The 22,954-nt window shown below is 50.6% G+C and carries 30 protein-coding genes; all 30 read left to right on the top strand.

The window, feature by feature from the left end; genetic code table 11:
- The first annotated feature begins 190 nt into the window (after positions 1-190).
- Positions 191-385, top strand: coding sequence for a hypothetical protein (locus ACHA8N_RS06735; protein ID WP_393965201.1), 195 nt, complete (start codon positions 191-193; stop codon positions 383-385).
- Positions 386-527: 142 nt separating this feature from the next.
- Positions 528-1,118, top strand: coding sequence for a 3'-5' exonuclease (locus ACHA8N_RS06730; RefSeq protein ID WP_393965200.1), 591 nt, complete (start codon positions 528-530; stop codon positions 1,116-1,118).
- Positions 1,119-1,421: 303 nt separating this feature from the next.
- Positions 1,422-1,559: a hypothetical protein gene (locus ACHA8N_RS06725; RefSeq protein WP_393965199.1), complete on the top strand. Its 138-nt coding sequence runs from the start codon at positions 1,422-1,424 to the stop codon at positions 1,557-1,559.
- A 173-nt stretch (positions 1,560-1,732) separates the two neighbouring features.
- A complete protein-coding gene (locus tag ACHA8N_RS06720; protein WP_393965198.1) occupies positions 1,733-2,221 on the top strand; it encodes a hypothetical protein in 489 nt (162 codons plus the stop codon).
- Between the two features lie 427 nt (positions 2,222-2,648).
- Positions 2,649-3,413, top strand: a complete 765-nt coding sequence (gene terS / locus ACHA8N_RS06715; protein ID WP_393965197.1) for a phage terminase small subunit — start codon at positions 2,649-2,651, stop codon at positions 3,411-3,413.
- Positions 3,410-4,834: a DEAD/DEAH box helicase family protein gene (locus tag ACHA8N_RS06710; protein WP_393965196.1), complete on the top strand. Its 1,425-nt coding sequence runs from the start codon at positions 3,410-3,412 to the stop codon at positions 4,832-4,834. The genes terS and ACHA8N_RS06710 overlap by 4 nt, the downstream gene beginning before the upstream one ends.
- 71 nt (positions 4,835-4,905) lie before the next feature.
- The gene (locus ACHA8N_RS06705) at positions 4,906-6,426 is read left to right on the top strand and encodes a phage portal protein (RefSeq protein WP_393965195.1); all 1,521 of its coding nucleotides are present in this window, start codon (positions 4,906-4,908) and stop codon (positions 6,424-6,426) included.
- Positions 6,427-6,429: 3 nt separating this feature from the next.
- Positions 6,430-7,431, top strand: coding sequence for a minor capsid protein (locus tag ACHA8N_RS06700; protein WP_393965194.1), 1,002 nt, complete (start codon positions 6,430-6,432; stop codon positions 7,429-7,431).
- 13 nt (positions 7,432-7,444) lie between these two features.
- A complete protein-coding gene (locus tag ACHA8N_RS06695) occupies positions 7,445-8,080 on the top strand; it encodes a phage scaffolding protein (protein WP_393965193.1) in 636 nt (211 codons plus the stop codon).
- A gap of 24 nt (positions 8,081-8,104) precedes the next feature.
- Positions 8,105-8,449 (top strand): hypothetical protein, encoded by a 345-nt coding sequence (locus ACHA8N_RS06690; protein WP_393965192.1) that lies wholly within the window; start codon positions 8,105-8,107, stop codon positions 8,447-8,449.
- A 33-nt stretch (positions 8,450-8,482) separates the two neighbouring features.
- Positions 8,483-9,490, top strand: a complete 1,008-nt coding sequence (locus ACHA8N_RS06685; protein ID WP_393965191.1) for a major capsid protein — start codon at positions 8,483-8,485, stop codon at positions 9,488-9,490.
- 37 nt (positions 9,491-9,527) lie between these two features.
- Positions 9,528-9,719 carry a DUF7210 family protein gene (locus ACHA8N_RS06680; protein ID WP_393965190.1) on the top strand — a complete coding sequence of 64 codons (192 nt, stop codon included), beginning with the start codon at positions 9,528-9,530 and terminating at the stop codon, positions 9,717-9,719.
- Positions 9,667-10,014 (top strand): hypothetical protein, encoded by a 348-nt coding sequence (locus tag ACHA8N_RS06675; protein WP_393965189.1) that lies wholly within the window; start codon positions 9,667-9,669, stop codon positions 10,012-10,014. The genes ACHA8N_RS06680 and ACHA8N_RS06675 overlap by 53 nt, the downstream gene beginning before the upstream one ends.
- A complete protein-coding gene (locus ACHA8N_RS06670) occupies positions 10,011-10,370 on the top strand; it encodes a hypothetical protein (protein ID WP_393965188.1) in 360 nt (119 codons plus the stop codon). The genes ACHA8N_RS06675 and ACHA8N_RS06670 overlap by 4 nt, the downstream gene beginning before the upstream one ends.
- The gene (locus ACHA8N_RS06665; protein ID WP_393965187.1) at positions 10,367-10,861 is read left to right on the top strand and encodes an HK97 gp10 family phage protein; all 495 of its coding nucleotides are present in this window, start codon (positions 10,367-10,369) and stop codon (positions 10,859-10,861) included. The genes ACHA8N_RS06670 and ACHA8N_RS06665 overlap by 4 nt, the downstream gene beginning before the upstream one ends.
- The gene (locus tag ACHA8N_RS06660; protein WP_393965186.1) at positions 10,848-11,339 is read left to right on the top strand and encodes a hypothetical protein; all 492 of its coding nucleotides are present in this window, start codon (positions 10,848-10,850) and stop codon (positions 11,337-11,339) included. The genes ACHA8N_RS06665 and ACHA8N_RS06660 overlap by 14 nt, the downstream gene beginning before the upstream one ends.
- Entirely contained in the window at positions 11,329-11,529 is a 201-nt protein-coding gene (locus ACHA8N_RS06655; RefSeq protein ID WP_393965185.1) for a YqzN/YkzM domain-containing protein, read from the top strand. The genes ACHA8N_RS06660 and ACHA8N_RS06655 overlap by 11 nt, the downstream gene beginning before the upstream one ends.
- A gap of 3 nt (positions 11,530-11,532) precedes the next feature.
- Positions 11,533-12,969, top strand: coding sequence for a phage tail sheath N-terminal beta-sandwich domain-containing protein (locus tag ACHA8N_RS06650; protein ID WP_393965184.1), 1,437 nt, complete (start codon positions 11,533-11,535; stop codon positions 12,967-12,969).
- A gap of 39 nt (positions 12,970-13,008) precedes the next feature.
- Positions 13,009-13,446: a phage tail tube protein gene (locus ACHA8N_RS06645; RefSeq protein WP_393965183.1), complete on the top strand. Its 438-nt coding sequence runs from the start codon at positions 13,009-13,011 to the stop codon at positions 13,444-13,446.
- A gap of 58 nt (positions 13,447-13,504) precedes the next feature.
- Positions 13,505-13,999: a phage tail assembly chaperone gene (locus ACHA8N_RS06640; RefSeq protein ID WP_393965182.1), complete on the top strand. Its 495-nt coding sequence runs from the start codon at positions 13,505-13,507 to the stop codon at positions 13,997-13,999.
- Between the two features lie 50 nt (positions 14,000-14,049).
- Positions 14,050-14,181 carry a hypothetical protein gene (locus ACHA8N_RS06635; RefSeq protein WP_393965181.1) on the top strand — a complete coding sequence of 44 codons (132 nt, stop codon included), beginning with the start codon at positions 14,050-14,052 and terminating at the stop codon, positions 14,179-14,181.
- A 4-nt stretch (positions 14,182-14,185) separates the two neighbouring features.
- Complete coding sequence (locus ACHA8N_RS06630; protein WP_393965180.1) at positions 14,186-17,245, top strand: phage tail tape measure protein; 3,060 nt, start codon at positions 14,186-14,188, stop codon at positions 17,243-17,245.
- On the top strand, positions 17,242-17,895 hold the full coding sequence (locus tag ACHA8N_RS06625; RefSeq protein WP_393965179.1) for a LysM peptidoglycan-binding domain-containing protein: 654 nt from the start codon (positions 17,242-17,244) through the stop codon (positions 17,893-17,895). Before ACHA8N_RS06630 ends, ACHA8N_RS06625 begins: the two co-directional genes overlap by 4 nt.
- Positions 17,888-19,750 (top strand): XkdQ/YqbQ family protein, encoded by a 1,863-nt coding sequence (locus tag ACHA8N_RS06620; protein ID WP_393965178.1) that lies wholly within the window; start codon positions 17,888-17,890, stop codon positions 19,748-19,750. Before ACHA8N_RS06625 ends, ACHA8N_RS06620 begins: the two co-directional genes overlap by 8 nt.
- Before the next feature lie 11 nt (positions 19,751-19,761).
- On the top strand, positions 19,762-20,181 hold the full coding sequence (locus ACHA8N_RS06615; RefSeq protein WP_393965177.1) for a hypothetical protein: 420 nt from the start codon (positions 19,762-19,764) through the stop codon (positions 20,179-20,181).
- Positions 20,169-20,663, top strand: coding sequence for a DUF2634 domain-containing protein (locus ACHA8N_RS06610; protein WP_393965176.1), 495 nt, complete (start codon positions 20,169-20,171; stop codon positions 20,661-20,663). The genes ACHA8N_RS06615 and ACHA8N_RS06610 overlap by 13 nt, the downstream gene beginning before the upstream one ends.
- A complete protein-coding gene (locus tag ACHA8N_RS06605) occupies positions 20,638-21,795 on the top strand; it encodes a baseplate J/gp47 family protein (protein ID WP_393965175.1) in 1,158 nt (385 codons plus the stop codon). Before ACHA8N_RS06610 ends, ACHA8N_RS06605 begins: the two co-directional genes overlap by 26 nt.
- Positions 21,788-22,369, top strand: a complete 582-nt coding sequence (locus ACHA8N_RS06600) for a putative phage tail protein (protein WP_393965174.1) — start codon at positions 21,788-21,790, stop codon at positions 22,367-22,369. Before ACHA8N_RS06605 ends, ACHA8N_RS06600 begins: the two co-directional genes overlap by 8 nt.
- Entirely contained in the window at positions 22,366-22,647 is a 282-nt protein-coding gene (locus ACHA8N_RS06595; RefSeq protein WP_393965173.1) for a hypothetical protein, read from the top strand. The genes ACHA8N_RS06600 and ACHA8N_RS06595 overlap by 4 nt, the downstream gene beginning before the upstream one ends.
- Complete coding sequence (locus ACHA8N_RS06590) at positions 22,644-22,952, top strand: hypothetical protein (RefSeq protein ID WP_393965172.1); 309 nt, start codon at positions 22,644-22,646, stop codon at positions 22,950-22,952. Before ACHA8N_RS06595 ends, ACHA8N_RS06590 begins: the two co-directional genes overlap by 4 nt.
- Positions 22,953-22,954: the final 2 nt, after the last annotated feature.

Raw genomic sequence — 22,954 nt, 5'->3', positions numbered from 1 at the left:
AAGTTTAATTTCTACGGAGGGAATTGCATGTTCGGAATGATTGTTACTGCAGTATGGATTGGACTCGTGATTGGTGTCGGGATGCCAGTTGTGATTTTGGGACTGGCGCACATCCTCGAGCGACGAATATTGGATGAGGAGCGGAGGCGGTCGAATCGTGGCAAGAGAACGGAAAATCACTCGAAGCAAGATGCATCAAACACTAGCAAATTTCATAAAGGATCACGCCGGCGAAACCGAACGGGTGGTCATCATCGCCGAGACCAGAGGCGAACAGGTTCACGTCATCACGAATGATTTGAAATATGCTGAAGTCTTCGCGCTACTGAAGATGGCTGATGCCATCATCACACAAGAGTTCATGACGGAGGAGGAAGAAGAGTGAACAACAAACGAGCGGGTGAGATATTCGCCTATATCATTCTATGATGTGGCGCAGCGGTAGTAATGGCATTGACGGCAAAAGCGATACTTTGGTTGTTCTGAAAAACATAAGTGAAATTAACCAAACAACTAGGAGGCAAAATATGAGGAACGAAACAATCGTTGTCATCGATACGGAGACAGGCGGACTGGATCCAGAAAACCATTCATTGCTGACGGTCGCCATGATCGTGACACGGAACATGGAAATCATCGCCGGCCATGAATGGTGGCTGAAGCATGAAAAGTACCAAGTGACGGATCGCGCACTCGAAATCAATGGCATCGATTTGAACGAACATGATGAAACAGCGTTACCTGCAGCTGAAGCCATTGAAGACATGCTCAACTTCTTGGACCATCTCCGGTTACCGAATGAGCGGGTCGTCTTCTTCGGTCAGAACACGATTTTCGACAAACAATTCCTCGAAGCAGCGGTCGAACGAACTGGACATTCGAAACGTTACCGGTCACTCGTGAGTCACCGTTACATCGACTTGATGAGCATCACGGCGTTCCTGAATCTGACAGGGCACCTCAAAACGGATAACCTCGGATTGGATGCCGTACTCGTCTCACTCGATATCGAGCAGACACAGCGGCATCATGCACTAGGTGATGCACAGATGACATTCCACGCACTGGTCGAGCTGTTCAAGCGTCTGCCGAGTCCAAAAACAGAGTCTTACAACTGAAAAACATGATACATTTTTAATACTCTTTTGATACAATCTTGATACAAAAACTTGTCAAATACGTGATATTCTTTCCATGTAGACGAAGCGGGTGCGACGACGGTTGCATTGTTCTACAGGACATAAGCATTACTCACATACCAAGCGCCTTGTAACGGACAGGGCGCTTTTTGTATGCAGAAATATCCGGATGAGTGAATTTGACCTCCCTTAGTCAGCCTATCGGTCGATTCCATGTCATTCCCCCAGATGCTTGCAATGATCGGTCTCATCCGGATGTTTGTACATATAAGGAGTGATTGCATGAAAGACAAACCATACGTGATGCACTGGAAAGTGAGTCCGCGTCGTAAAGATCGACGGACAGGTCCCGTCACGAAGATTCCTCAAAGTGACTGGTTGAAGTATCTCTGGAAACAGGAAACCAAGCGCATGAAGTGATTCGCTTCTTGCCAACAACGTATGACGCAGCCAGAAAAAACGTGAAGTAAGCCATGAAGCGTGAGGGCGGAGTAGTCGTACGTTGTTTGCAGGATAAGTGGAATTTAGATAAACGAGACATGCGTTTTAGATACCTTTATAATAGTTTTAATACTATGTATGGGGGTGTAAGAATGACTAAGGATAATTCGATTGAAAGTAAAAAAGGTGAGTCGATAATCCCTGTCTCAATTTTCGAAGAGTTGGGAATCTACAATTTAAGAAAAGAATTAGACTACAATCTGACAAAAGAGAATGAATTATTTATGGAGACAATGAGCTTGCAGGGTGAAGCATCAATGAATGAAATGCTAGAACATTCCAGTTATAAAGAAGCCGAAAGTTTAAGAAGGCACGACGAACATATCGCAATTCTGAGGGAACAAAATCAAATTCTATTAAAATTACTCGAAGGTAGTGATAACGCAATTGAACAAAGGGATGCGCTCATTCGTTTTACTGTTCAACAGATGATTGATACGGAACCATCGCAAGAAGGGAAAAAGAGAACCTTAACAGAACTTTTAACGCGACTTTCCTATATTGCTGCATTTGGCAACGATTTAAGTGATTTAGGCAAAAAGATTACTGGAGCAATCGATGAATTAGCACAAGAAAATTAATCACCAAGCATCCTTCGGGTTGCTTTTTTTGTGCCTTGCAACGAGCGGACGGGCATCGACCTAGTCGGTTCGTTGGAGAGCATAAGAGAGGAGGGAGACCATGACAGAGACGAATGTAGAAGCGATTCGAGAAGCGCTTAAAACAGTAGTGATAAGTTTCGTCGAACGTGCATGGAACATGGTGAAAGAAATTCTGCGAAGAGTTGGAGACAATCTCCGAAAGATGATACGTACTGATCTAGGAGCGGATGTCCCTCAGCACTGCTATACGGCACGCTACGAGCGGGATACGTCTTGGCATGTGAATCGCCTTATCGCATCAGGAACGAAGCGTCAGACGCATCGAATGATGAAAGAGCGGCATAAGAGAGGTCGTCGGTCGTCCTGAAAAACAACACAATCCAGTAATTAGGAAGGCGGTGGGAGCGTGGCGAGACCAAGAGACCCCCGGCGGGATGAGGCTCGCGAGAAGTGGCGCATCGCCATCAAACAGGATCCGACATATAAATTGGTCGACCTGGCGAAGGAGATGGATGTCTCCCCGAGCGCGATTCGCAAGTGGAAATCGACGGACCGCTGGGATGATGAAGAAACGGACGGCAAAGGGAGCGCTCCTAAACTGAAAGAGAGCGCTCCTAAACGACGCAAGAGTGGCGCACCAAAGGGGAACAAGAACGCCGCTGGTAACTGGGGCGGTGCTCCGGAAGGGAATAAGAACGCGCTGCTCCATGGTCTGTTCCGTCAGTACATACCGGAATCCATCCTCGAAATCATGCACGGCACGCAGGAACGGAATCCCGCTGATTTACTCTGGGACCAAATCCAGCTGATGCATGCGAACATCATCAATTCTTTGAATATCATGTATGTCAGCGACACCGACGACATGTCGAAAGAATTGAGTGCGAGCGGGGAATCGAAGGACGAGTGGGAAATCCGCTTCGCCTACGAGAAACAAGCGACGTTCATGTCTTCCCTTGCTACGGCGATGGGACGACTAGATGCGATGATCCGCTCCTATGAGAAGTTGACCAAGGGGGACGAGGAACGCGTCCTGAAGCTAGAGAAGTTGAAACTCGAAGTCGAACAGCTGAAGAATACGGATACAGATGACGAGACGACGATCGACTGGAAAGACGGCGTCCTTGCCGCTGCCGAACGACGTCGCAAGCAACAGGTGGAAACGCCATGAAGCAGACGAAGCCGTATAACGTACTCGCCAGTGTAATCGACGTCTATTGGGACGATCCCGCGGCATTCGCGGAAGACATCCTCGGATTCTATCCGGACGAATGGCAGCGTAGCGTGCTTGACGATCTATCGAAGAAGAACAAGGTCAGCGTCCGCTCCGGGCAGGGTGTCGGGAAGACGGGGCTTGAAGCCGTCGTGACGCTCTGGTACCTGACGTGCCGACCAAATCCGAAAGTCATCGCGACCGCTCCGACGAAGGATCAGTTGTTCACCGTCCTTTGGGCAGAGATTGCCAAGTGGATGGAGAAATCCGAACTATTGAAACGGCTACTGAAGTGGACGAAGACGAAAATCTACATGATCGGGAGTGAAGAACGGTGGTTCGCGACCGCTCGTACCGCTACGAAACCGGAAAACATGCAGGGCTTTCACGAAGACTACATGCTCTTCATCGTCGATGAGGCATCTGGTGTTGCTGATCCGATTATGGAAGCGATCCTCGGGACATTGACCGGGGACGAGAACAAAATCTTGATGTGTGGTAACCCGACTCGAACGAGTGGGGTCTTTTTTGATTCTCATAATCGTGACAAGCATCTATGGAGTACGCACAAGGTCAGTTCACTCGATAGTCCGCGGACATCCCGGGACACAATCGAGATGCTCAAACAAAAGTACAACGAGGATTCCGATGTGTACCGGGTCCGCGTCCTGGGTGATTTTCCGAAAGCGGAGGCAGATGCCTACATCCCGCTCGAATTCACGGATCAAGCGATGGGCGTCACGGTGACACCCGTCAAATACGCGGATCTCCACATCGGGATTGACGTCGCCCGCTACGGGGATGATGAGACCGTTATGTATGCCCGCGTTGGGAACAAGGTTGTCGGGCGTCATACCCATAGCAAAAAAGGAACGACCGAAACGACAGGTGAAGCCATCCGTTTTGCTCGCAACACACTCAACCGCTATCCGCATTCACCTAAAGTGTTATTCAAGGTCGATGATACCGGCGTCGGTGGTGGCGTCACGGATGGTCTTGAGGAGTGGGTGGACACCCATAACATGCAGAAGTTCGAGGTTCATGGCATTAACAATGGATCGAGAGCGGATGATCCGGATGTCTATGACAAACTGGGTGATCAATTATGGGGCAATCTGCGTGATTTACTCGAGACAAACTTCAGACGTCGCATGCTTGGTGAGGAACCGACCATCGAATTGCTCGAGGACGATAAGCTTGTCTCCCAACTGACGACACGGAAGTATCGGGTACTCAGCAAAGGCGTCATCAAGGTCGAACCTAAAGAGAAAATGAAAAAGCGGGGCTTGGCTTCGCCTGACCGCGCGGACGCACTGGCCTTGTGCTTTTACGAGCCGGACGGCGGGAAAGGCTTCAGTGCCTTCGAACGTACATTTTAAGCGAGGTGAACCTAATGTGGCATTCGTTCATCGAATGGTTACGCTCATTATTCAAGAAAGGAGGGAGTGACATGGACATGACGAGTACGACAGAAGTCCTGATGAAGAACAAATGGGAAGGGCTGAACCTTTTCATCGCCCAGCACGACAGTATCCTGCAAACGATCGTGAAGCAACAAGCCTACTACGATGGGAAACATTCCGTCTTGCTGAGAGAACCGAAACGAGCGGATGACCCGAACCATCGATTGGTCATCAACTACGCTAAGCTGATCGTCAATCTCCCAACCGATTACATGGTCGGAAAAGCAGTCAGTACGGAAGTCCCGGACAGTGCAGCGGATAAATATGGAGCGGACATCAACCGGCTACAAACCTTCCGGACAATGCTTGAGGATGTCCAAGAAGAGAATAGCGACCATCATGTGGATTTCACGACGGTCCGGAACGGTTTGACTGCAGGCGGTTCGGGTGTTCTGTTTTACTTTGATCAGCAACTCAATCTGCGGTACCGGCCTTACCCGCTCAATCGTTTGTTCCCGGTCGTCAATGAGTACGGGGACATCATTGGAGCGGTTCACCGCTATACCAAAGAAGAAGTGGAAAAAGGAAAAACGATGACGGTCGAATACGTCGAATGGTATGACGACACGCATATCTACTACCTCAAACGAGACGGTACCGAACTGGTCACGGACACACGTAAGGAAGTCCCGATCGCGTATCATCAGTTCCCGATGGTACCAATCGCTTGGTTCCGCGGTGACGAAGCCCAGACACCATCCACATCGAATATTCCGGTGGGTGTCTCCGCCATTGATGAACCGAGCATCACGATCATCGACGAGATCAACCGAGCCTTAAGCGATAACTCGAATAAGATGGACGTTTTCAACGATCCGTTCCTCAAGTTCATCGGCGAAATCCCAAAAGCGGAAGACATGTCGAAGATGCGTTCTTCTCGGGCAGTCGGATCTAAAAACCCGAGTGCAGCCATCGATTACTTGGCACCACCGATTGATGAAAAGCCGGTCGTCGCTCACTTGAAGGAGCTGACGGACCGGTTATTCGACGTCGCCCAACTCCCGAAGATTTACAAGGATACAGCAAGCGGAAATCTATCGGGTGTCGCCATCCAACAGATGTATGCACCGCTTGAGATTGCGACGAATGCCCGAGAGATTCATTTCGATGAGTTTTATCGTCGCAAGAACATGCTTCTGACCTACGGCATCCAAGCGAAAGAATGGATGATCGAGCAGAAGGACACCGTCAGTGAGTGGCAACGTATCGCCGAATCACAAGATGTCAGTACGATCTACAACTGGCGCTGGATTTATTGGACGGTTCATCGCAATCTTCCAATCAACGTCAACGAGTACGTCAAGATGTTGACCGGCTTGAAAGACTTCATCTCGGATGAAACGCTCCTGCAGCTGAATCCACTGGTCGAAAATGCGGCCGAAGAAAAAGAGCGGTTGGATCGTCAGCAAGCGGACCGGAAACAAGCGGACTTGGAAGACATCGATGGCTACCTCAATGGAGCGGATAAGAAGATTCAAACCCGCTCGACGAACGATGACGAGGAATAAGCCATGTTACTGACAGCGGAACAACTCGATCAAATGGTCATCGATCAGCAAAAACGATTGATCAAAATCAAGGACAAGGAAATCAAGGTCCTACTCCGTGGCTATGCGGCACTCTTGCGTCAACTCAAAGGAGAGATTGCCTCACTGGCCATCGACGTCTCCGGAGAAGACCAACTCGTGTGGGACTGGGCAAAGCTCAACAGCCAACAAGCCCGCATCCAAGCCTTGCTTGCTCAGACCAATGTCCACATCGAGGAATTAGCCCGTACGACTGTCGCGATGACAGACAGTATCTTACATGCCGTCACCATGCAGGAGTATGCCTTCAGCGGATATCTGTTGACGATGCAAGGAGAGGGCAGGTTCCCCGTCTTGCCATTGCTCGATAAAGAAAGCATCCAGTCCCTCGTCAATCGAGACTGGTCCGGAAAACGATTCTCGAATCGCATCTGGGACAACACGGCACGGTTAGGCAAACAACTGCAGCAGGAATTGCTTGCGTCGATGATGCGCGGTGAATCGGTTGCGAAGACGACACGGCGTTTGAAAGAGTTGCTCGAGACCGATGCCTATAAGGCGGAACGTCTGGTACGTTCTGAGATTATCGCTGCCGGGAATGCCGCGAAGAAGAAATCCGTCCAAGATTTTATTACGGATCATGGAGCGGACGGCATCGAAGGTATGAAACGTCTCGAGACACTCGACCGAAAGACATGTGCCATCTGTCGTGCCGGTGATGGCCGGGTTTACCCGATGAAGTCCATCAGTGATGCGCCGGACATCGAGCACCCGAATTGCCGCGTCACCTATACACCGGTCGTCAAAGGCTTTCAGCAAGTCAGCCGTCGAAATGTCCGTATCTACTTGGACAATGGACGGACGTCGACCGGTATCGCACAGGACATCGACAACTATGCGCAGTATCAACAAAAATTCAACATCCCGACGTACCAGGAGTACCGACGGACGTATGAAGCGGAACGTCAGGCACGTGCCGCAAATTAGGAGGGTAACGCTCATGCAAACAGCAAAACCATGGAAACCGACCTATCGTTTGAAACTCCCGATTCAGTTCTTCGCGGAAGATCCGCCACTTGATGATCCACCTGCAGGGGACCCGCCGCTAGCTGACCCACCGGCTGGTGACCCACCAAATGATCCGCCGAAAGTCGACCCACCAGTGGACGAAAAGGACAAGCTGATTGCAAAACTACGCAAAGAAGCGGCTCAACACCGCACGAATGCCAAAACCAAGTCGGAAGACAAAGATAAGTTGATTGCCGTTTTGAAAAAAGAACTCGGGATTGATGAGAACAGCGACGTCGAACAACAAATCAAGGCTGCGAACGACAAGGCGAATCAACGCATCATCAATGCGGAAGTCAAAGTCTTGGCGAACGAGATGCAATTCATCGACCCATCGGATGCGAAAGTCTTCCTCGACCGCACAGCAATCGAAGTGGACGAAGAGGGGAATGTGACCGGCATCAAAGAAGCACTCGAAGCCTTGAAGGCAGCGAAGCCGCACCTCATCAAACAATCGACGACACATCCACCGACGCCTCCGGGTGGAGGGAACCCACCAGCACCGAAGGAAGGCTACGACCTTGGGAAGTCTTTGGCGGACAGCTTGAACGGAAAGAACAAACGATAACGAAATTGAGAGGATGACACAAACATGAAACTGACGCCCGTTACAAAGAACTATTCAGCAGGGAAAGAAATTCTTGCGGATACAGTCGGATCCAAAACCATCAACGTCACGTTAGATGTGACGAAATTCCCGACAGGACGCCTTGAAGCAGGGGCAGCACTGCTTGTCGTGACAGCAACGAAGAAAGCGGAGCCGTGGGATGACGCGAAAGCCGCTACTGGGAAAGCCGCTGTCCTCGGTCGAGAGCTTGTCCTCGAAGGCGCGGATGTCGTCGGGATCGGCTATATCGGCGGATACCTCAACGAAGCGAAATGCACCGGTATCACGGCAGGTTTCAAAACAGCCGCTAAAATGATTTCATTCCAGTAATTCATCTGAAAAATAGAAAGGGTTGAACCCAACATGCCAACATTCTTAACACTGCAAGAATTCAAGCCTCAAACGTTGCTCGGTCTCGTCGAAAATCGTGAGGTGCCGTTCACACCGGTCCTACGTTCCTTCTTACCGCTCGAACCGATGTACTCAACGAACTTCATGTACGACATCATGGACGCGACACGTGTGACTGCTGCCGCTCTCAGTGAGTTCGGAGCACCTGCACCGTTCCGCGACAAAAAGAAACTCGCTCAAGCGATGGGTGAAGTTGCGAAGATCCAACACCGTATCCGCTTCAGCGAGCGCGATCAGCTCGAATATACGAACGCACGAAACGATCGTGAGAAACAAGCGGTCCTCGTACGTGCTTTGACGAACGTCGCGGATCTCCGCCTCGGTGTGGAGTACACGGAAGAACTACTCCGTGCCGCTGCCATTTACGAAGGGAAACTGGTCTACGATTACGAGGGCGTCAAACTGGATATCGATTTTGGTATCCCAGCGGAAAACAAATTGGCGCTGACTGGAGCGGATAAGTGGGATCAATTCGATACGGCGAACCCGCTCGAAGACTTGATTGAAGCTTCCCTTGCTTTCAAGGAAAAAAATGCTGGGCAGATGCCGCTTGAAATCCATATGCCGTTTGCGCAGCTTCGTGAAATCATGAAAGCGAAAAGTACGGTCGACGCCATCAAAGGTGTAGCAGGTGGAAATGTGCTTCCGCGAGACATCGACGATTATTTGCAAGCCAACATGTTACCAGGCATCAAGACGAACGACCAGGTCGTGACGATGCCGGACGGAGCAACAACGAAACGCTATCTTCCGGAACGTCGAATCGTCCTGATCGGAACAGCAACGGACAACCAACTCGGTTATACGGCACAAGGGCCGACCATTGAACGGAACGGTGAACCGGGTATCTTCGTCAATCCATGGGAAAAACAAGAGACGAAAGACGAAATCATCGAAGTTGGTGAAGCGGCGTTCCCAGCGCTCCAACGTCCGAATGCCATCTACCACATCAACGTTTGATTTTTACGCCACTCGAATCGAAAGGAAGTGAGAACACATGAAAGTAACAACTCTTATGAACGTCAAACACAAAGGTAAGGTTTTTAAAGCGGGTTCGAAGCTGGACGTCACTAATGCGATTGCGAAGGAATTGTTAGCGATTGGAGCCATCGAACCACTAGGCGGAGGTGCCGAAGATGATCGTGATGACAACGACGGAAGCGATGGCGAAACTGCCGACCTTAAGTAATCTGCCCGAAACAGAATTAGCCGCTGCCTTGACCCGAGCCATCATCGAGGTCGAGCAGCGTTTTTTAGTCAAACGGATTCCATTGCCGCTCCCTGTACCGGAACCCATTAAGTTAGTGGTCTGCTATCTCGTCATGGACGAGGCCGTCCCAAAACTTAAGAGTGTCGAACGATCGGATTACAAGGAAACACGGGAGACGTCAAATCAATACCTGAACAAGGCATTGCTCTTTCTTGAACCGTACCTCAATCCGTTCGAACCGGAACCAGAGTCGTCGGGTGTGGTGTTCCTATGAACCCGTTTGATCCGTACGATTCACTCTTGTTTCAACGAGCAGACGTCTTCCGGATGACGCAATCGACCGCAAAGTACAATGCGACGTCGAAGCGGACGGAAGTCTTGCATGATGTTCCGGTCGGCTTAGCGGAGCAAGAGAACCGTTTGAGCATGTCCTATCAGCAGAATGAATTGAATCGCCGCTTTTTGGTTCATACGAAAGTGCTGCTGTTAGCCGGCGATGAACTGCAAATCTACTCGAATGATCGATTGCATGCATACGGGACGTTCACCTGTGGGCGTCCGTATGCGGTTCATGACCACGTGGGCATTCATCATTATGAAATCCCAGTCGAGGCCGTGGATAGCGCATGAGTGATTTTGAGTTTAAGTTGGATGACCACCGTCTGTTTGAGCGGTTCAATGCACAGCGTGACCAGTTCGATGGCGAGTTGGAGCGGATCGGGAAACTGACCGCGTTCGCTTTTCTCGATCGTGTGTCCGCTGTCGCTCCGGTCATGGACGGACGGTTACGCAATTCACTGGTCGCCGCTGCAAGCGGTTCGAACAGCGGAGATGCAATCTTTAAAGTGCAAAAAATCAAAGGAATACAACTGGTGTTCGGCACGAACGTCGAATATGCCGATTGGGTCGAGAACGGTCACCGGCAATCCCGGCGATTTATCCCCGGTGAATGGAAGAATGACAAGTTCGAATATCGTCCGGACCATGATGGCGGCATGTGGTTGACGCCGATGACCGTCATGGGAAAACATTTCTTTAAAAACGCCTGGCATTCATTTGAGAGCGACGGTCAGAATTTTATTAATCGTGAATTGGAGGCATTTTTCGATGAGCTACTTTGATAGTGATCAGTTAGGTGTCCAAGACGTACGATCCGTGCTTAAGTTCGTGCAGGACACCACAGGCATCCGCGGGTATGACCGGCCAGTCGAGCAAGGGGCAGAACGTCCCTTCTTCGTCTTGGCTCCACCGCGGGGGACACCTGAGATTTTTAGCGCAGGTTGGTATCGTTACAAACCGATGATTCTCGGTACGCTGTTCGTGGACGACCCTTACAAGATGCAAGAGTTCGTCTCACGGATTGCGACCCTACTCATGGTCGGCTGCCAAGAGATCCCGTTGATCAGCGTCGACGCTGAGGGGAACTGGATTGAAGCGGACGGGAAGCTGGACGACTGCGAGTTTCTGAATACGTTGATTGCTGACGATGCCTTGAACTTTCAAATCATCGGTCAGCGGTACGTGTCAGAGCGAGAGGTCGAACTGCCATCCCTCGATACCGCACTATTTAACAAGGAGTTGAACACGAATGGCACGTAAACAAGCCATCGAAGCGGGAACAATTGCTTCAGAAGAACCGATTTATCCGATAGAAGAACTGATTGGGGCGCATGCTGCACTCGGTTATCCACGTCATCTCGTCGTTGGTGCCTTATTCGGTCAGCCAGAGATGTCGCAATCCGATGCTATTGAACGCATCGAAGCATTTAAACAGAAAGAGGTGCAATGATCCATGGCAAAAGCAATGATTCCTGGACGTCATGAACGTCAAGCGGACGTGTATGTCCGGTTTAATATCGCCACGACATCCGGTGTCGAATCAACGGCACGAGGGACACTCCTCATGCCCATCCGCGCTGACTGGGGTCCTATCAATCAAATCGTGACCGTCCGCTCGGCGGATGAAGCGAAATTAACATTCGGCAGCGGACAATCCTCTTATCTCTTGCAAGATGCATTTTTGAACAGTGCCTTTGCACGGGAAGATGGTACGAATGTCGTCTCTCTTAAAGAAATCAAGGTCTATCGTCTAGCGGCGACAGCGGCGAAAGAAGCGGTACTGGACTTGACATCCATCAAGGTCAAAGCCCGCTATAAAGGCGCACGCGGTAATCAGTTCGCCGTGACGGTCCGTCCCGTTATAGGAGACAGTAGCAAGAAAGAATTACTGTTGACGGAAAATGCCCTGCAGCTCGAAAAGCTGACCTTCGCATCGAACGACGATCTTGTTGCGCTTGCAGCGAACTCGAAGTACATCCGCATTGAGAAAGTGACCGATGCACTCCCGGCGAACGTCGTCGCGCAACTGTTGACGACTGGACATTCCGGAGAAACATTGACGGCACTCGATTACGGTGAATTTCTTGAAATCGCAAAAACCGAATATGCGAATGCGATTATTCATGACGGGGTCTCGGATAGCGCGATTCAAGCAATGTTCTTGGATTTCGTCCGGACACAACGTCCGAACGGTCAATTCGTGAAGACAGCGCTCGGTGGATTGGCATCAGCGGACGTCAACTACTACGGTGCCATCTCGACGATGCAAAAGGCATACAAGGATGGTGTCGAGTACTCGCCGGCACAACAAGCCGTTTTGGCGTTAGCCGCTGCCATCTCGATTCCGGTCAACCGCTCGTTAGCGGGACATCGGACGATTTTCGATGACCTTGAAAAGTTATCGGATGTCGACGCGAATCAGAAAATCGAAGAAGGGTACCTGTTGCTAAAAGCGGAAGGCAAGGACGTCGTCTACAATGCACCAATCAACTCGATGACGGACTTTTCTCGTCTTGACGCCTTGATCGGCATCGATGCGGAAGCGGACCCAGATGCCGCTTTACGTGATTTGCAACAGATTCAGACCATCAACGTCTTTGATCTCATCACGGAAGAACAGGAAATCGTCTTTAAGAAGTACTTCCGCTCGCAGTCGAACAGTCCATCCAAGCGGGATGCTGTGGCCGAGAAGATTAAACAACTGGTCCTCGAACCACTCGCAAGTTCGAACATCGAAGTCATCGAACCGGTCTACGATTGCGTTCCGGATAGCCGCTACCATGGTGAGACGGCGACGGAACAGGCGTACAAGACGGAAGCTTACTTTAAGACGGCGTTCACGGTCTACGGGACAGCTACTCAAATCTATGCAAATAACACAGCGTCATAAGTCTTCTAAATAAAATGAACGCAAACAGGAGGGAACTACATGTCTCAAGCCTATGATGACAAGTTACCGGTACTGGATCCGCGGAAAGTACTCCGCGGCAAGTATGGGCAGGTATACGACGAAACCGGACGAGCAATGGTAGAAGTCACGGAAGCAGAAGTAAAGGTCAAATTCAACAAGAAGAAAGTCGAGCGTGGAAATGCGAAGGCGGATGGAAACCGGACGATGGGTTCTGAGATCAGCGGAAAGATCAAGATGCACTGGACAGCGGAAATCGCAAAGTTTCGTCGTAGTATCCTGAACGATCCGGATGCTCCGCGTACGCTCATCTTCGAACATCGTGACCCAGACCTTCCAGGAGAAAAGGTTGCAGTCATGGGCGTTACGTTCGATGAGGTCGACTTGATTGGCTTCAAGGTCAAAGACACTGGCGACACGGATTTAGCCTTCACGGCAGACGATTACAAATTTTTATAAAAAACGAGCGGGAGACTTCGGTCTCCTTTTTTCGTTTTAACTCGAGGGGGACACATAGATGAATGAACAAAACCGATATGACCACGAAGTGGATGAAGCAGGGACACAAGAAACAGTAGCGGGTACATCAAACGAGTTCGTCACGCTAGCGGATCTACTCGATATCGACGTCACAAACCGACGAGCCGGTAGCGTCAAGATGATGGCGATCGATGGGAAATGGTTCGACATTCCGATCAACGCACTCGATGCAGACGAGGAAAGCAAAATCCGGAAACAAGCGATTCGCAAACTCAACGGACCACGCGGACAAATCACGGAAGAACTCGATGAATTGAAATACAACTGTCTGATTATTGACAAGGCACTCGATTCCCGCCGGACAGCTATGTCGTTCCGTAGCATGGAATTGGCATCAAAACTAGGTCTCCCTGTCGCCGCTCCGGAGATGATCATCCCGAAACTCTTTGCGACGATCAGCGTCGCGGATGCTTCCCGTGAGGTCATCTCCTTATCAGGACTCGATGAGCCGGATGGTGCGCTGGGAAAGTAAAGGCCAGCATCCTGGACGGGGAGGACTCCGATCTAAAATGGGCGCATGTCTTGTGGCAGCGGAAACAAGTGCATCCGGAAGCGTTTTGGAATGCGTCCTATAACGTCAAGCTCTTCTTGATGGCTTCTGAACAAATCGTCATGGAAGCGGAGCAAGAGCAACAAAACAACGAGGAGGGATGACGAGGTGGCGAGTAACCAAACGTTGACTGCATCGATTATCTTACGAGACATGTTCACCGAGGTCTCGGACCGCGTCAGCCGCTCGATGAGAGGGATGCAGGACGAGGCAAGACAGACCCAAACGACGTTCGAGCGCATGCAGGGTGCCTCCGGGTCACTGATGGCAGTAGGCGGAGCGGCGAGTCTTATGGGTATCGGAGTAGCGGCAGGATTAGGCGCAGCGGTCAAGACAGGAGTCGATTTTGACGCACAGATGAGTCGTGTCGGTGCTATTGCGGGTGCATCGAGTAGTGAATTAGATCGCCTACGTCAATCCGCACTTGAGTTAGGTGCAGCTACCTCGAAGAGTGCGACTGAGGTTTCTGCCGGACAAGAAAAATTAGCCGCGCTCGGGATGACGACGAAAGAGATTCTTTCTGCGATGCCAGGAGTCATCAGTGCGTCAGAAGCATCGGGTGCAGACATGGCACAAACAGCAGAGGTCGTAGCATCAGCCTTGAACGTATGGGGCATGAAGGCGACAGAAGCGAGTCGTGTATCGGATATTCTGGCCGAGACCGCTAACCGTACTGCAGCGGACATCACAGATATGCAATATGCCCTGAAATACGCAGGACCACCGGCAGCTGCTCTAGGTATCAGTTTGGAAGAAACGGCCGCTTCGATTGGACTGTTGACGAATGCTGGCATGAAAGGTGAACAAGCAGGTACGACCTTACGGGGTGGATTACTTGCCCTGCTTAAGCCATCTGAGGAAACAGGAAAGTTGATGCAGACGTTAGGTATCAATTTGACCGACGCATCAGGTGAATTTGTAGGAATGGCAGGATTGGTCAAGAATCTGAAAAGTTCTTTTGAAGGTATGACGAATGCGCAGAAACTAGCCTCTCTCGCTCAATTGGTTGGAACAGAATCGGCGTCTGGATTCTTAACGTTGATGAAGGCAGGTCCTTCTGGAATCAACAAGATGACAAAGTCGTTAGAGAACAGCGCCGGTGCCTCGAAAGAAGCGGCGGACAAGATGAAGGATAACTTGAAAGGCGCGTTAGAAGAGATGACCGGTGCAGCGGAATCCGCTCAGATTGCTTTAGGAGATGGACTGAAAGGTCCGATCCGATCAGCGGCGACATTGGTGACCGGATTGGTCAATGCATTTAATATGTTGCCCCAATCGATGAAGACGATGATTGCTGTCAGTGCGGCAACGTTAGCCGCTGTCTTGATTTTAGGTGGCGGGATTGCCATCCTTGTCGGATTGCTACCGATGCTTATCGAGGGATTCGCGCTCGTCGCTCCCTTTATTGCGCCTGTCGCCGTAACGATTGGTGTTGTCGTAGGGTCACTTGCCTTACTGGTCGCCGGGTTTAAAGCGGCATGGACCTATTCTGATAAGTTCCGTGGTGGAATCCAAGGATTGAAAGCCATGTTGTCAGGAGACTTCGTCAAGGCGCGGAAAATCATGATCAGCGCAAACTTCAATCACGAACAAATCGATGCCTTTCGCGATAGGATTTTATCCTTACAAGCCTCCGCTAAAAGTGTGGGAGAAAAATTCAAGCAAGTCGGCACCTTGATCAAAGGTGTCTTTGCGTCGTTGGTCGGAAATAACGGAGCTTCAGCCAGTATTTTAAATCGAATAGGTCTCAGCCCGGCCGTGATTTTGCAAATTTTCACGATTACCGGAAAAATTAGAGCGGTTTTATCAAGTGCGTTCAGCGCCATTGTCAATCTCGCTAAATCCGTCTTCTCGAAGATCCGCGCCTTTTGGCAAAGCGATGGAGCGCAGTTGATGCAAGCGGTCCGGAATGTCTTCCAAGGCATTTGGAGCGTCATCCAGTTCATCATGCCGGTTATCCTATTCATCATTAAAGGCATATGGGGGAACATCAAAGGCGTCATCCAAGGAGCACTGAACGTCATCTTGGGTGTTGTTAAAATCTTCTCCGGATTGTTCACGGGCGATTTTAAAAAGATGTGGGAAGGCGTCAAACAGGCATTCTTCGGTGCTATCCAATTCATTTGGAACTACGTTAACCTTCTACTCGTCGGTCGAGTTCTTGGCGGATTCAGATTACTGGCGACGAGCGGGAAAAGTATCATCACCGGATTCTGGGGAGCGATTAAAGCATTCTTCAGCGGTGGGATTGCAAGCATCAAAGCGACCGTTGCAAGTGGCTTTAATTACGTAAAATCAAACATCTCGAATGTTCTCTCAGCGACCCGCGGATTCATCGGGAATATGTTTAAAGGCTATGTCTCTATCGTCCAAGGAGCTGTCAAATTGATCTGGTCGGCTGTGAAGACTGGCTTCAATCTAGTTTCAACGATCATTACCACGGTCATGCGAACTGCGGGGAAATTGATTGAAACGACATGGTCGGCAATTCGGAACACCTTCCGGACTGCTTCAGACATCATCAAAGGCATCGTGACGAAAGTCTTCGGTAATTTTGGTAAGACAGTTGACGATGCCATGGCTGCAGTGTCTAAAGCAGTAAGAGCGGGATGGGACGACGCGGTCAAGTTCTTAAAAGACATTGATCTAGGCAAGATCGGGAAGAACATCATTCGTGGATTGGTAGATGGTATGGCGAGCGGGTTCACATGGGTCTCTGACAAGGTATCTGAATTAACGGATTTGATTCCGTCATGGTTCAGCAAAGGACTCCAAGTCAACTCACCGGCTAGAACGATCATCCCGATTGGTGCATCAACGGTCGAAGGGCATGAAGTGGGGATGAAACAGCGGATTCCTGCCTTGCAACGGATGACACAGACGGTCATCAGTCAAGGGGTCATCACACCATTCCGGACACAATCCCGCCAGCCACTGCCACCGACACTCAATACGAAAAGTACGACCAACAAACTCGATCAATCACAAAACGCTCAAGCGCAAAATGTCTTCAACGTGCATATCCGCCCGGAAGATTTAGGTGCTTTAGGCGATGATCCAGCGAAGCTCGAGCAGATGGGATTGACGTTTATGACGTTTATCGCAGACAAGATGGAAGATTTGAACCGGAACTTACCGCAGCATAACTTGGAGGCGATGTTGGATTGATTACGATCAAGCATAGTAAAGGAACGATGACGTTCCCGGTCACGCCTCCCGGGCTCGGATTGTCCGGAGGCGATAAGAAGACCGAAACACATGATGGTATCCGCGGACGGACCTACTCGTTCATCACGGCGACGGGTTTGAAGACCTTTTCGTTAGCAAGCCATTTCCCCGGTACCAAGCGGACCTATCAGACCGGTAAGTTCGTGTTGCCGAACACGCTTGACAGTACGTTGCGACGGGTGCAAGCCAAGCAAGAGGTCGTCACCTTAGCCATCACGGACACGAAGCAGACGATGCGGTGCCGGGTGTTGTCCTATCGTTCCTGGCAAGACAAACCGAAGCAAGGCAGAAGCGCCAAGCAAGCGGATCTTGAATTCGAAGTCACGTTCGAGGAGTACGCCTATCCTAAAATCAGCAAACTAAAGAAAAAGGGGAAAGGCTCCTCGACGCGTCCGAAGTCCTCGAAGAAGTCCAGTTCGAAGTCGACGAGAAAGAAACCAAAGAAGTACGTCGTGAAGCGGAACGACTCGTTGACGGTCATCGCGCAACGATTGAAGGTCAACTGGCGGACGCTGTATACCCGTAACAAGAAGGCCATCGGGAAGAACCCGAACCGACTTTATCCGGGGATGGTGTTGTATTATGGCTGATCTCCGCGTCTATATCGATTCGAAGTATGACATCAGCCATGCCGTCATCATCCCGATCAAGCTCGAGGACAGCGTGGCGCAAGCTTCGGTCAAACTGTCACTCGACTTGATGCGGGTCGCGGACCTCCCAAACTTCGACGGGGCACATATCTCCGTGCGGCAAGGCAAGCGGATTTGGTTCTTTGGCCATATCTTCGTCATCAAGAAGAAGGACCGTGTCATCAGCCTGACCGCTTACGATCCGCTGCTCTATCTCGTGAAGAACAAGGATGACTTTTACTTTAAAAAAGGGACGACGACTCGGAAAGCAGTGGATACGGTCTGTCGAAAAGCCGGAATCAAACCGAAAGTGCTGCCGAATGGAAAGTACACGCATAAACGAGCGTTGGACTATCGAGCGGATAAATACGACAGCTACTACTCGGTTCTCGCTTCCTTGTTGACGGAAGACCGCAAGAAAACGAAGAAGTCCTATTGGATCCGCTACGACAACGGATTACGGATTTACGAGCGGAGTCGCCCGAAGAACGTACCCGTCCTCAGTGAAGGTGTGACGGACGCACAGGTCGAGATTTCGAATGAAGACCGAAAGAACTATGTCCGGGCACGCAACCGAGAGCGGCGAGCTGACGGAGTGGCCAAGAGTTCATCCAGCATCAAGAAATATGGGCGTCTCTCGACCTACATCAAAAGTGATGCGACGAATGATACCGATGCCCGAAAAGAGGCAAAGGCGACACTTGATAAAAACAACAAGGCGAAGGTGACGCGAACATTCCGTCACGTCGTCTCGACCTCGGCACAGCGTTTCTTTTCCGGGGATTACGCCTACATCAAATCAAAAGATAGTGTCATTGCACATGGCTATTACATGGACAACGTGAAGTACGACATCTATCCGAATCATGTCGTCATGGATGCCGATGCGGTCGTCAGTACCTCATTGCCGTCGATTTCCTATGAAAAGCCAGATGTCCAAAAAAACACAGACGCGCTGGGGAACACGACGGAATCCGTCAAAGGTATCGCGTTGAAATTCAGCAAAGGTTGGGTGGCGACGGCATACAACCCCGCGCTCGGTGGCATCAATGGGACGGGGACGACAGCGTCCGGCAACAAGTTTAAAACGAAGCGGAGTATCGCCGTCGACCCGAAACTCATACCGATGGGATCGGTCGTCTACATCAAGTGTCGAGCGAAGCCGGAATACAGCGGCATCTACCTCGCTGAAGACGTCGGAGGTGCCATCAAAGGCAAACGGATTGATATGGGATTGCCGGCAAAAGAATGTATTCCGTTCGGTCGTCGCGACATTGAGATCAGCATCCTCGAAAAAGGCTTAGGACGAGCGGATGCCCGTCAGAAAGCGGGTGAGTGGAGTAAAATCCAATCGCATTACCGGAATCGCATCAAGGCAGGAGTTACCAAAAGCAAGCCGTCATCCAAAGCGTTCGTGCGCCCGATGGCTGGTGGTTGGATGGGTCGGAAGCAATTCAAGACCCCTGCTGGACATTTTGGGATTGATGTATTGATCGACCGCTCGAAAACGGGCAAGGTTCGATTGCATCCGATTGCTGACGGTGTCGTGACACGTTCCGGGTGGTCCAGTTCGTACGGTTGGGTCGTCTATATCATGCATCAAGTCAATGGTCAGACGTGGGAAAGTGTCTATGCCCATATCCATGCCAAGCCAAAAGTAAAAGTCGGGCAGAAAGTGACGGCAGGAACGACGATCGGTTACGTCGGTAACACGGGTTGGTCGGACTGGCCACATCTTCATTTCGAATTACATCGCGGTCGTTGGAATTACAGCAAAACTAACGCCGTCAACCCGCATACGTATATTAAATTCTAGGAGGGACGAGCATGAAAGATCCGACGAAACGCCTGGCGAACTTATTCATGACGCCGCAATCGCCGCAAGAACACGTCTTGCTCGGAACGGTCGCTCAAACAGAACCGCTCGTCATCTCCGTTTCCGGCGTCGGGGAGCGGGATGCGGATGCTTTCGTGATGGATGCTCATATCTTTTCAAAAGGTGAGCTCGTCGTCTTGTACAGCATCAGTGATACCGGGGCAAGTGGCGCCCAGTGGGTGTTGCAGCCATTGCGGCAAGGTGGATACATCGGGCGTCGGACCGTTTCCGGATGGTCGATAAGCGGGCAGTCATTTGAAGCAGCGGACGTGTTCGACGAATTATCCTGTGTTCCGGGTGATCATGTCCTGTTAATACCGACGAGAAACACGAATGAACGATGGACGGTGGTGACGAAATGGAGAACATAGAAGAAGCGGATGGTTTATTGCCTGAAGTCGATTTGGATGATGTCTACAGCGAAGAAGAGAACGAGCCGGACATGGGCATGATGACGCCGCTCTTTGATTTTGAGACCGGTGAATTCGTCAAAGGATCGAATGATGAACTGTTGGTGGACGACGGCATCGAAGGATTGAAGAATGTCATCTCCAAGACTATTCTCACCGTCCGCGGCGCCTTACCGATTTATTCGGAGGATTATGGGTGTGAGGCAAAGGACGACATGCGACTGGATGTCTCAGATGATGTCAAACGATTGTTTATCGCAGATAGCCTCGTTGACGCCATCCAATACGATGACCGTATCGTCTCCATCGATGAAGTGGATGTCATCAAGGTTGACCGACGCTTTGAAGCGACCATCAATATGAACACGATCATCGGAGAAACGACGACGCTGAATAATTTAGAAGAGGAGGGACAGGATGGCGAACTTATTGGATCTACCTGATTTACCGGCACCGCTCCAAGAAGATGAAGAAGTCATCTTAGAACGTATGCTCAGCATGACGGACCCGAAATGGGACCGGCGGGAAGGCTCATATATCTATGATGCGCAAGCTCCTGTCGCGAACCAGCTTGCCATGCAGCGGCTCTACATGCAAAATATCATGCGTGCTTCGTTCGCTAGCATGGCGGAAGGGGACGATTTGGATCGCGTCATCCTGAACCGAGTGCCCACCTTATCCCGCATCGAAGCACAGCCGGCTCGAGCAGAAGTCGTGATTACCGGAACACCGGGCAACCTCATCCCGTTCGACACGATTTTCTCGACCGTTGTCCTGCGTGAAGATGAAGAAGCCATCGAGTTTGAGATTTTGGATCAACTGGACCATACGATTCCACCATCCGGTGAGATGACGCTTGAAGTCGTAGCCATCGAAGCGGGGGAAGTCGGACGAGTACCGACAGGCGCCATCCAGTTGGCATCTGACGTCGGTATCAATACGGTCACGAACCCTACTCCTGCGACGCTAGGCGCTGAGGAAGAAGATGATGATAGCTATCGGTCTCGTTACTTCGCATTCGTTTCAGAAGAGCGGGGAGGCGGTAACGATGGGGATTATGTCGCATGGGCACTTGGCGTCGAAGGCGTCGGGAAGGTCAAAGTCATTCCGCTTTGGGCCGGACGAGGGACGGTCAAAGTGTTGATCACGACCATCACCTATGAAAAACCGACGCCGGAAGTCATTACTGCAGTCAAAGAAAAAATTGATCCTGTGAGTGGAGAAGGACGCGGAAAAGGAGATGCGCCGATCGGTGCGACCGTGACCGTGTTCGGTTCGGAAGAGTTTCAGCTGAATATCGAGGCGACTCTGCAACTGCAAGGCATCTCACTTGCGACCGCGACTGCAGCTTTTAACGAAAAGTTGGCCGTCTATCTCGAAGAACTGAACCAGCGGGCGTGGGAGACCATAGACGTCATCGATTTCCGCGTCAACTACTCCAAAATCGGCGCCTTACTGATCGACATTGAAGGTGTGATGGATTACAGCGGGTTAACCCTGAATGGAACGACAGCGAATGTCACGGTTCCGGGTGATCAAGTGGTACGACAAGGCATGGTGACGTTCGATGAATGAAGAAGAACTCAAAGGACGGCTGTTTGAGCATGTCTATCCGATCTATAAAGAGTCGCTCGTCTGGCAATCCATTTATGGAGCGCAAGCGAAAGAACTCGCCCTCATCGAGATGATCCAAGAAGATTTGGAAGCGCAGCTGGACTTGGAGCGGGCTACCTGGGCACTGGCGTTATGGGAACAGGATTACCGGATCGTCAACAATGCTGAGACATTTGACGAACGACGTCGACGCCTGAAATCGAAAATGGGTCAAGGTGCGACACCGAATGAGCGATTGATCGAAACGATTGTTGATAGCTACCTTGATGAAGTCGTCTCACGAGTCGAAAATATTCCGGATCAATATGCCTACTGGGTCATGGTACCGGTCGAAAAAATGAAAAACTACGATGCGATGCTGCGTGCGCTCCAAAAGGCAAGACCGGCGCATCTTGAAATGGTATTGAAGCTGACATCAGCAGAGAGCCTGCAGATCGTTGACCGCGTCCGAATCAACGCCCGGACGTATCGAAAGGTCAACGAATGGCGAGTGGGCCAAGCGGTCCTGAAATCGGAAAGTGAGGTGATCGTATGACCGTCCAAACGAGTTATCTGTCTCGAGTCGCCACGGACTTAGCCGCAAGAATACAAGTCATCAAGATTAATGATACGGTCGTCGTTCAAAAGGACAGCATTACGACAGCGGGCGCGTGGGTCACGGTCAAGGCGCATAGTTTAAGTGGCATTTCTCGCATCACCTCAATCAAATCGTACGACGAAAATCAGAACTTGATCAACGCGAAAACCGTCGATGTTGCGATTGCTGCAGACCAACTGATTGATTTCGTGTTCACGTGGGAGGTGAAGGCATGAGTTACACGGCAAAGACCAATTGGCAGGGCAATGATCCGGTCACGGAATACGACCTCAATCGATGGGAAAATGGCATATTGGCTGCGCATCAACAAATCGAAGCACTTCGGGTTCAAGTCACGAACGAGACGGATTCCAAGCTGTCGAACATCGTCGGGGACCTGACGAAATTGACATTCCAATTGGCCATTACGAACGTTGCGAGTGTTCAAGGGATGAAACACGTCTTCGTCGATCAGATCACTGCCGCGAACAGTGTCGATGTCACGACGGGTTACTATGCTTCCGGCGGCATCCAACTGTAAAA

The organism is Exiguobacterium sp. S22-S28 (assembly GCF_043359615.1).
Classification (GTDB): Bacteria; Bacillota; Bacilli; order Exiguobacteriales; family Exiguobacteriaceae; genus Exiguobacterium_A.
This window is presented reverse-complemented; position numbering and strand designations above follow the sequence as displayed.

Coding starts and splice junctions, on each gene's coding strand:
- ACHA8N_RS06640 (WP_393965182.1), top strand. CDS start 13,505: ATGAATGAACAAAACCGATATGACCACGAAGTGGATGAAGCAGGGACA.
- ACHA8N_RS06605 (WP_393965175.1), top strand. CDS start 20,638: ATGGCGAACTTATTGGATCTACCTGATTTACCGGCACCGCTCCAAGAA.
- ACHA8N_RS06600 (WP_393965174.1), top strand. CDS start 21,788: ATGAATGAAGAAGAACTCAAAGGACGGCTGTTTGAGCATGTCTATCCG.
- ACHA8N_RS06645 (WP_393965183.1), top strand. CDS start 13,009: ATGTCTCAAGCCTATGATGACAAGTTACCGGTACTGGATCCGCGGAAA.
- ACHA8N_RS06710 (WP_393965196.1), top strand. CDS start 3,410: ATGAAGCAGACGAAGCCGTATAACGTACTCGCCAGTGTAATCGACGTC.
- ACHA8N_RS06680 (WP_393965190.1), top strand. CDS start 9,528: ATGAAAGTAACAACTCTTATGAACGTCAAACACAAAGGTAAGGTTTTT.
- ACHA8N_RS06615 (WP_393965177.1), top strand. CDS start 19,762: ATGAAAGATCCGACGAAACGCCTGGCGAACTTATTCATGACGCCGCAA.
- ACHA8N_RS06660 (WP_393965186.1), top strand. CDS start 10,848: ATGAGCTACTTTGATAGTGATCAGTTAGGTGTCCAAGACGTACGATCC.
- ACHA8N_RS06730 (WP_393965200.1), top strand. CDS start 528: ATGAGGAACGAAACAATCGTTGTCATCGATACGGAGACAGGCGGACTG.
- ACHA8N_RS06675 (WP_393965189.1), top strand. CDS start 9,667: ATGATCGTGATGACAACGACGGAAGCGATGGCGAAACTGCCGACCTTA.
- ACHA8N_RS06670 (WP_393965188.1), top strand. CDS start 10,011: ATGAACCCGTTTGATCCGTACGATTCACTCTTGTTTCAACGAGCAGAC.
- ACHA8N_RS06735 (WP_393965201.1), top strand. CDS start 191: ATGCATCAAACACTAGCAAATTTCATAAAGGATCACGCCGGCGAAACC.
- ACHA8N_RS06650 (WP_393965184.1), top strand. CDS start 11,533: ATGGCAAAAGCAATGATTCCTGGACGTCATGAACGTCAAGCGGACGTG.
- ACHA8N_RS06705 (WP_393965195.1), top strand. CDS start 4,906: ATGGACATGACGAGTACGACAGAAGTCCTGATGAAGAACAAATGGGAA.
- ACHA8N_RS06720 (WP_393965198.1), top strand. CDS start 1,733: ATGACTAAGGATAATTCGATTGAAAGTAAAAAAGGTGAGTCGATAATC.
- ACHA8N_RS06700 (WP_393965194.1), top strand. CDS start 6,430: ATGTTACTGACAGCGGAACAACTCGATCAAATGGTCATCGATCAGCAA.
- ACHA8N_RS06590 (WP_393965172.1), top strand. CDS start 22,644: ATGAGTTACACGGCAAAGACCAATTGGCAGGGCAATGATCCGGTCACG.
- ACHA8N_RS06690 (WP_393965192.1), top strand. CDS start 8,105: ATGAAACTGACGCCCGTTACAAAGAACTATTCAGCAGGGAAAGAAATT.
- ACHA8N_RS06725 (WP_393965199.1), top strand. CDS start 1,422: ATGAAAGACAAACCATACGTGATGCACTGGAAAGTGAGTCCGCGTCGT.
- ACHA8N_RS06685 (WP_393965191.1), top strand. CDS start 8,483: ATGCCAACATTCTTAACACTGCAAGAATTCAAGCCTCAAACGTTGCTC.
- ACHA8N_RS06655 (WP_393965185.1), top strand. CDS start 11,329: ATGGCACGTAAACAAGCCATCGAAGCGGGAACAATTGCTTCAGAAGAA.
- ACHA8N_RS06695 (WP_393965193.1), top strand. CDS start 7,445: ATGCAAACAGCAAAACCATGGAAACCGACCTATCGTTTGAAACTCCCG.
- ACHA8N_RS06595 (WP_393965173.1), top strand. CDS start 22,366: ATGACCGTCCAAACGAGTTATCTGTCTCGAGTCGCCACGGACTTAGCC.
- ACHA8N_RS06610 (WP_393965176.1), top strand. CDS start 20,169: ATGGAGAACATAGAAGAAGCGGATGGTTTATTGCCTGAAGTCGATTTG.
- ACHA8N_RS06620 (WP_393965178.1), top strand. CDS start 17,888: ATGGCTGATCTCCGCGTCTATATCGATTCGAAGTATGACATCAGCCAT.
- ACHA8N_RS06665 (WP_393965187.1), top strand. CDS start 10,367: ATGAGTGATTTTGAGTTTAAGTTGGATGACCACCGTCTGTTTGAGCGG.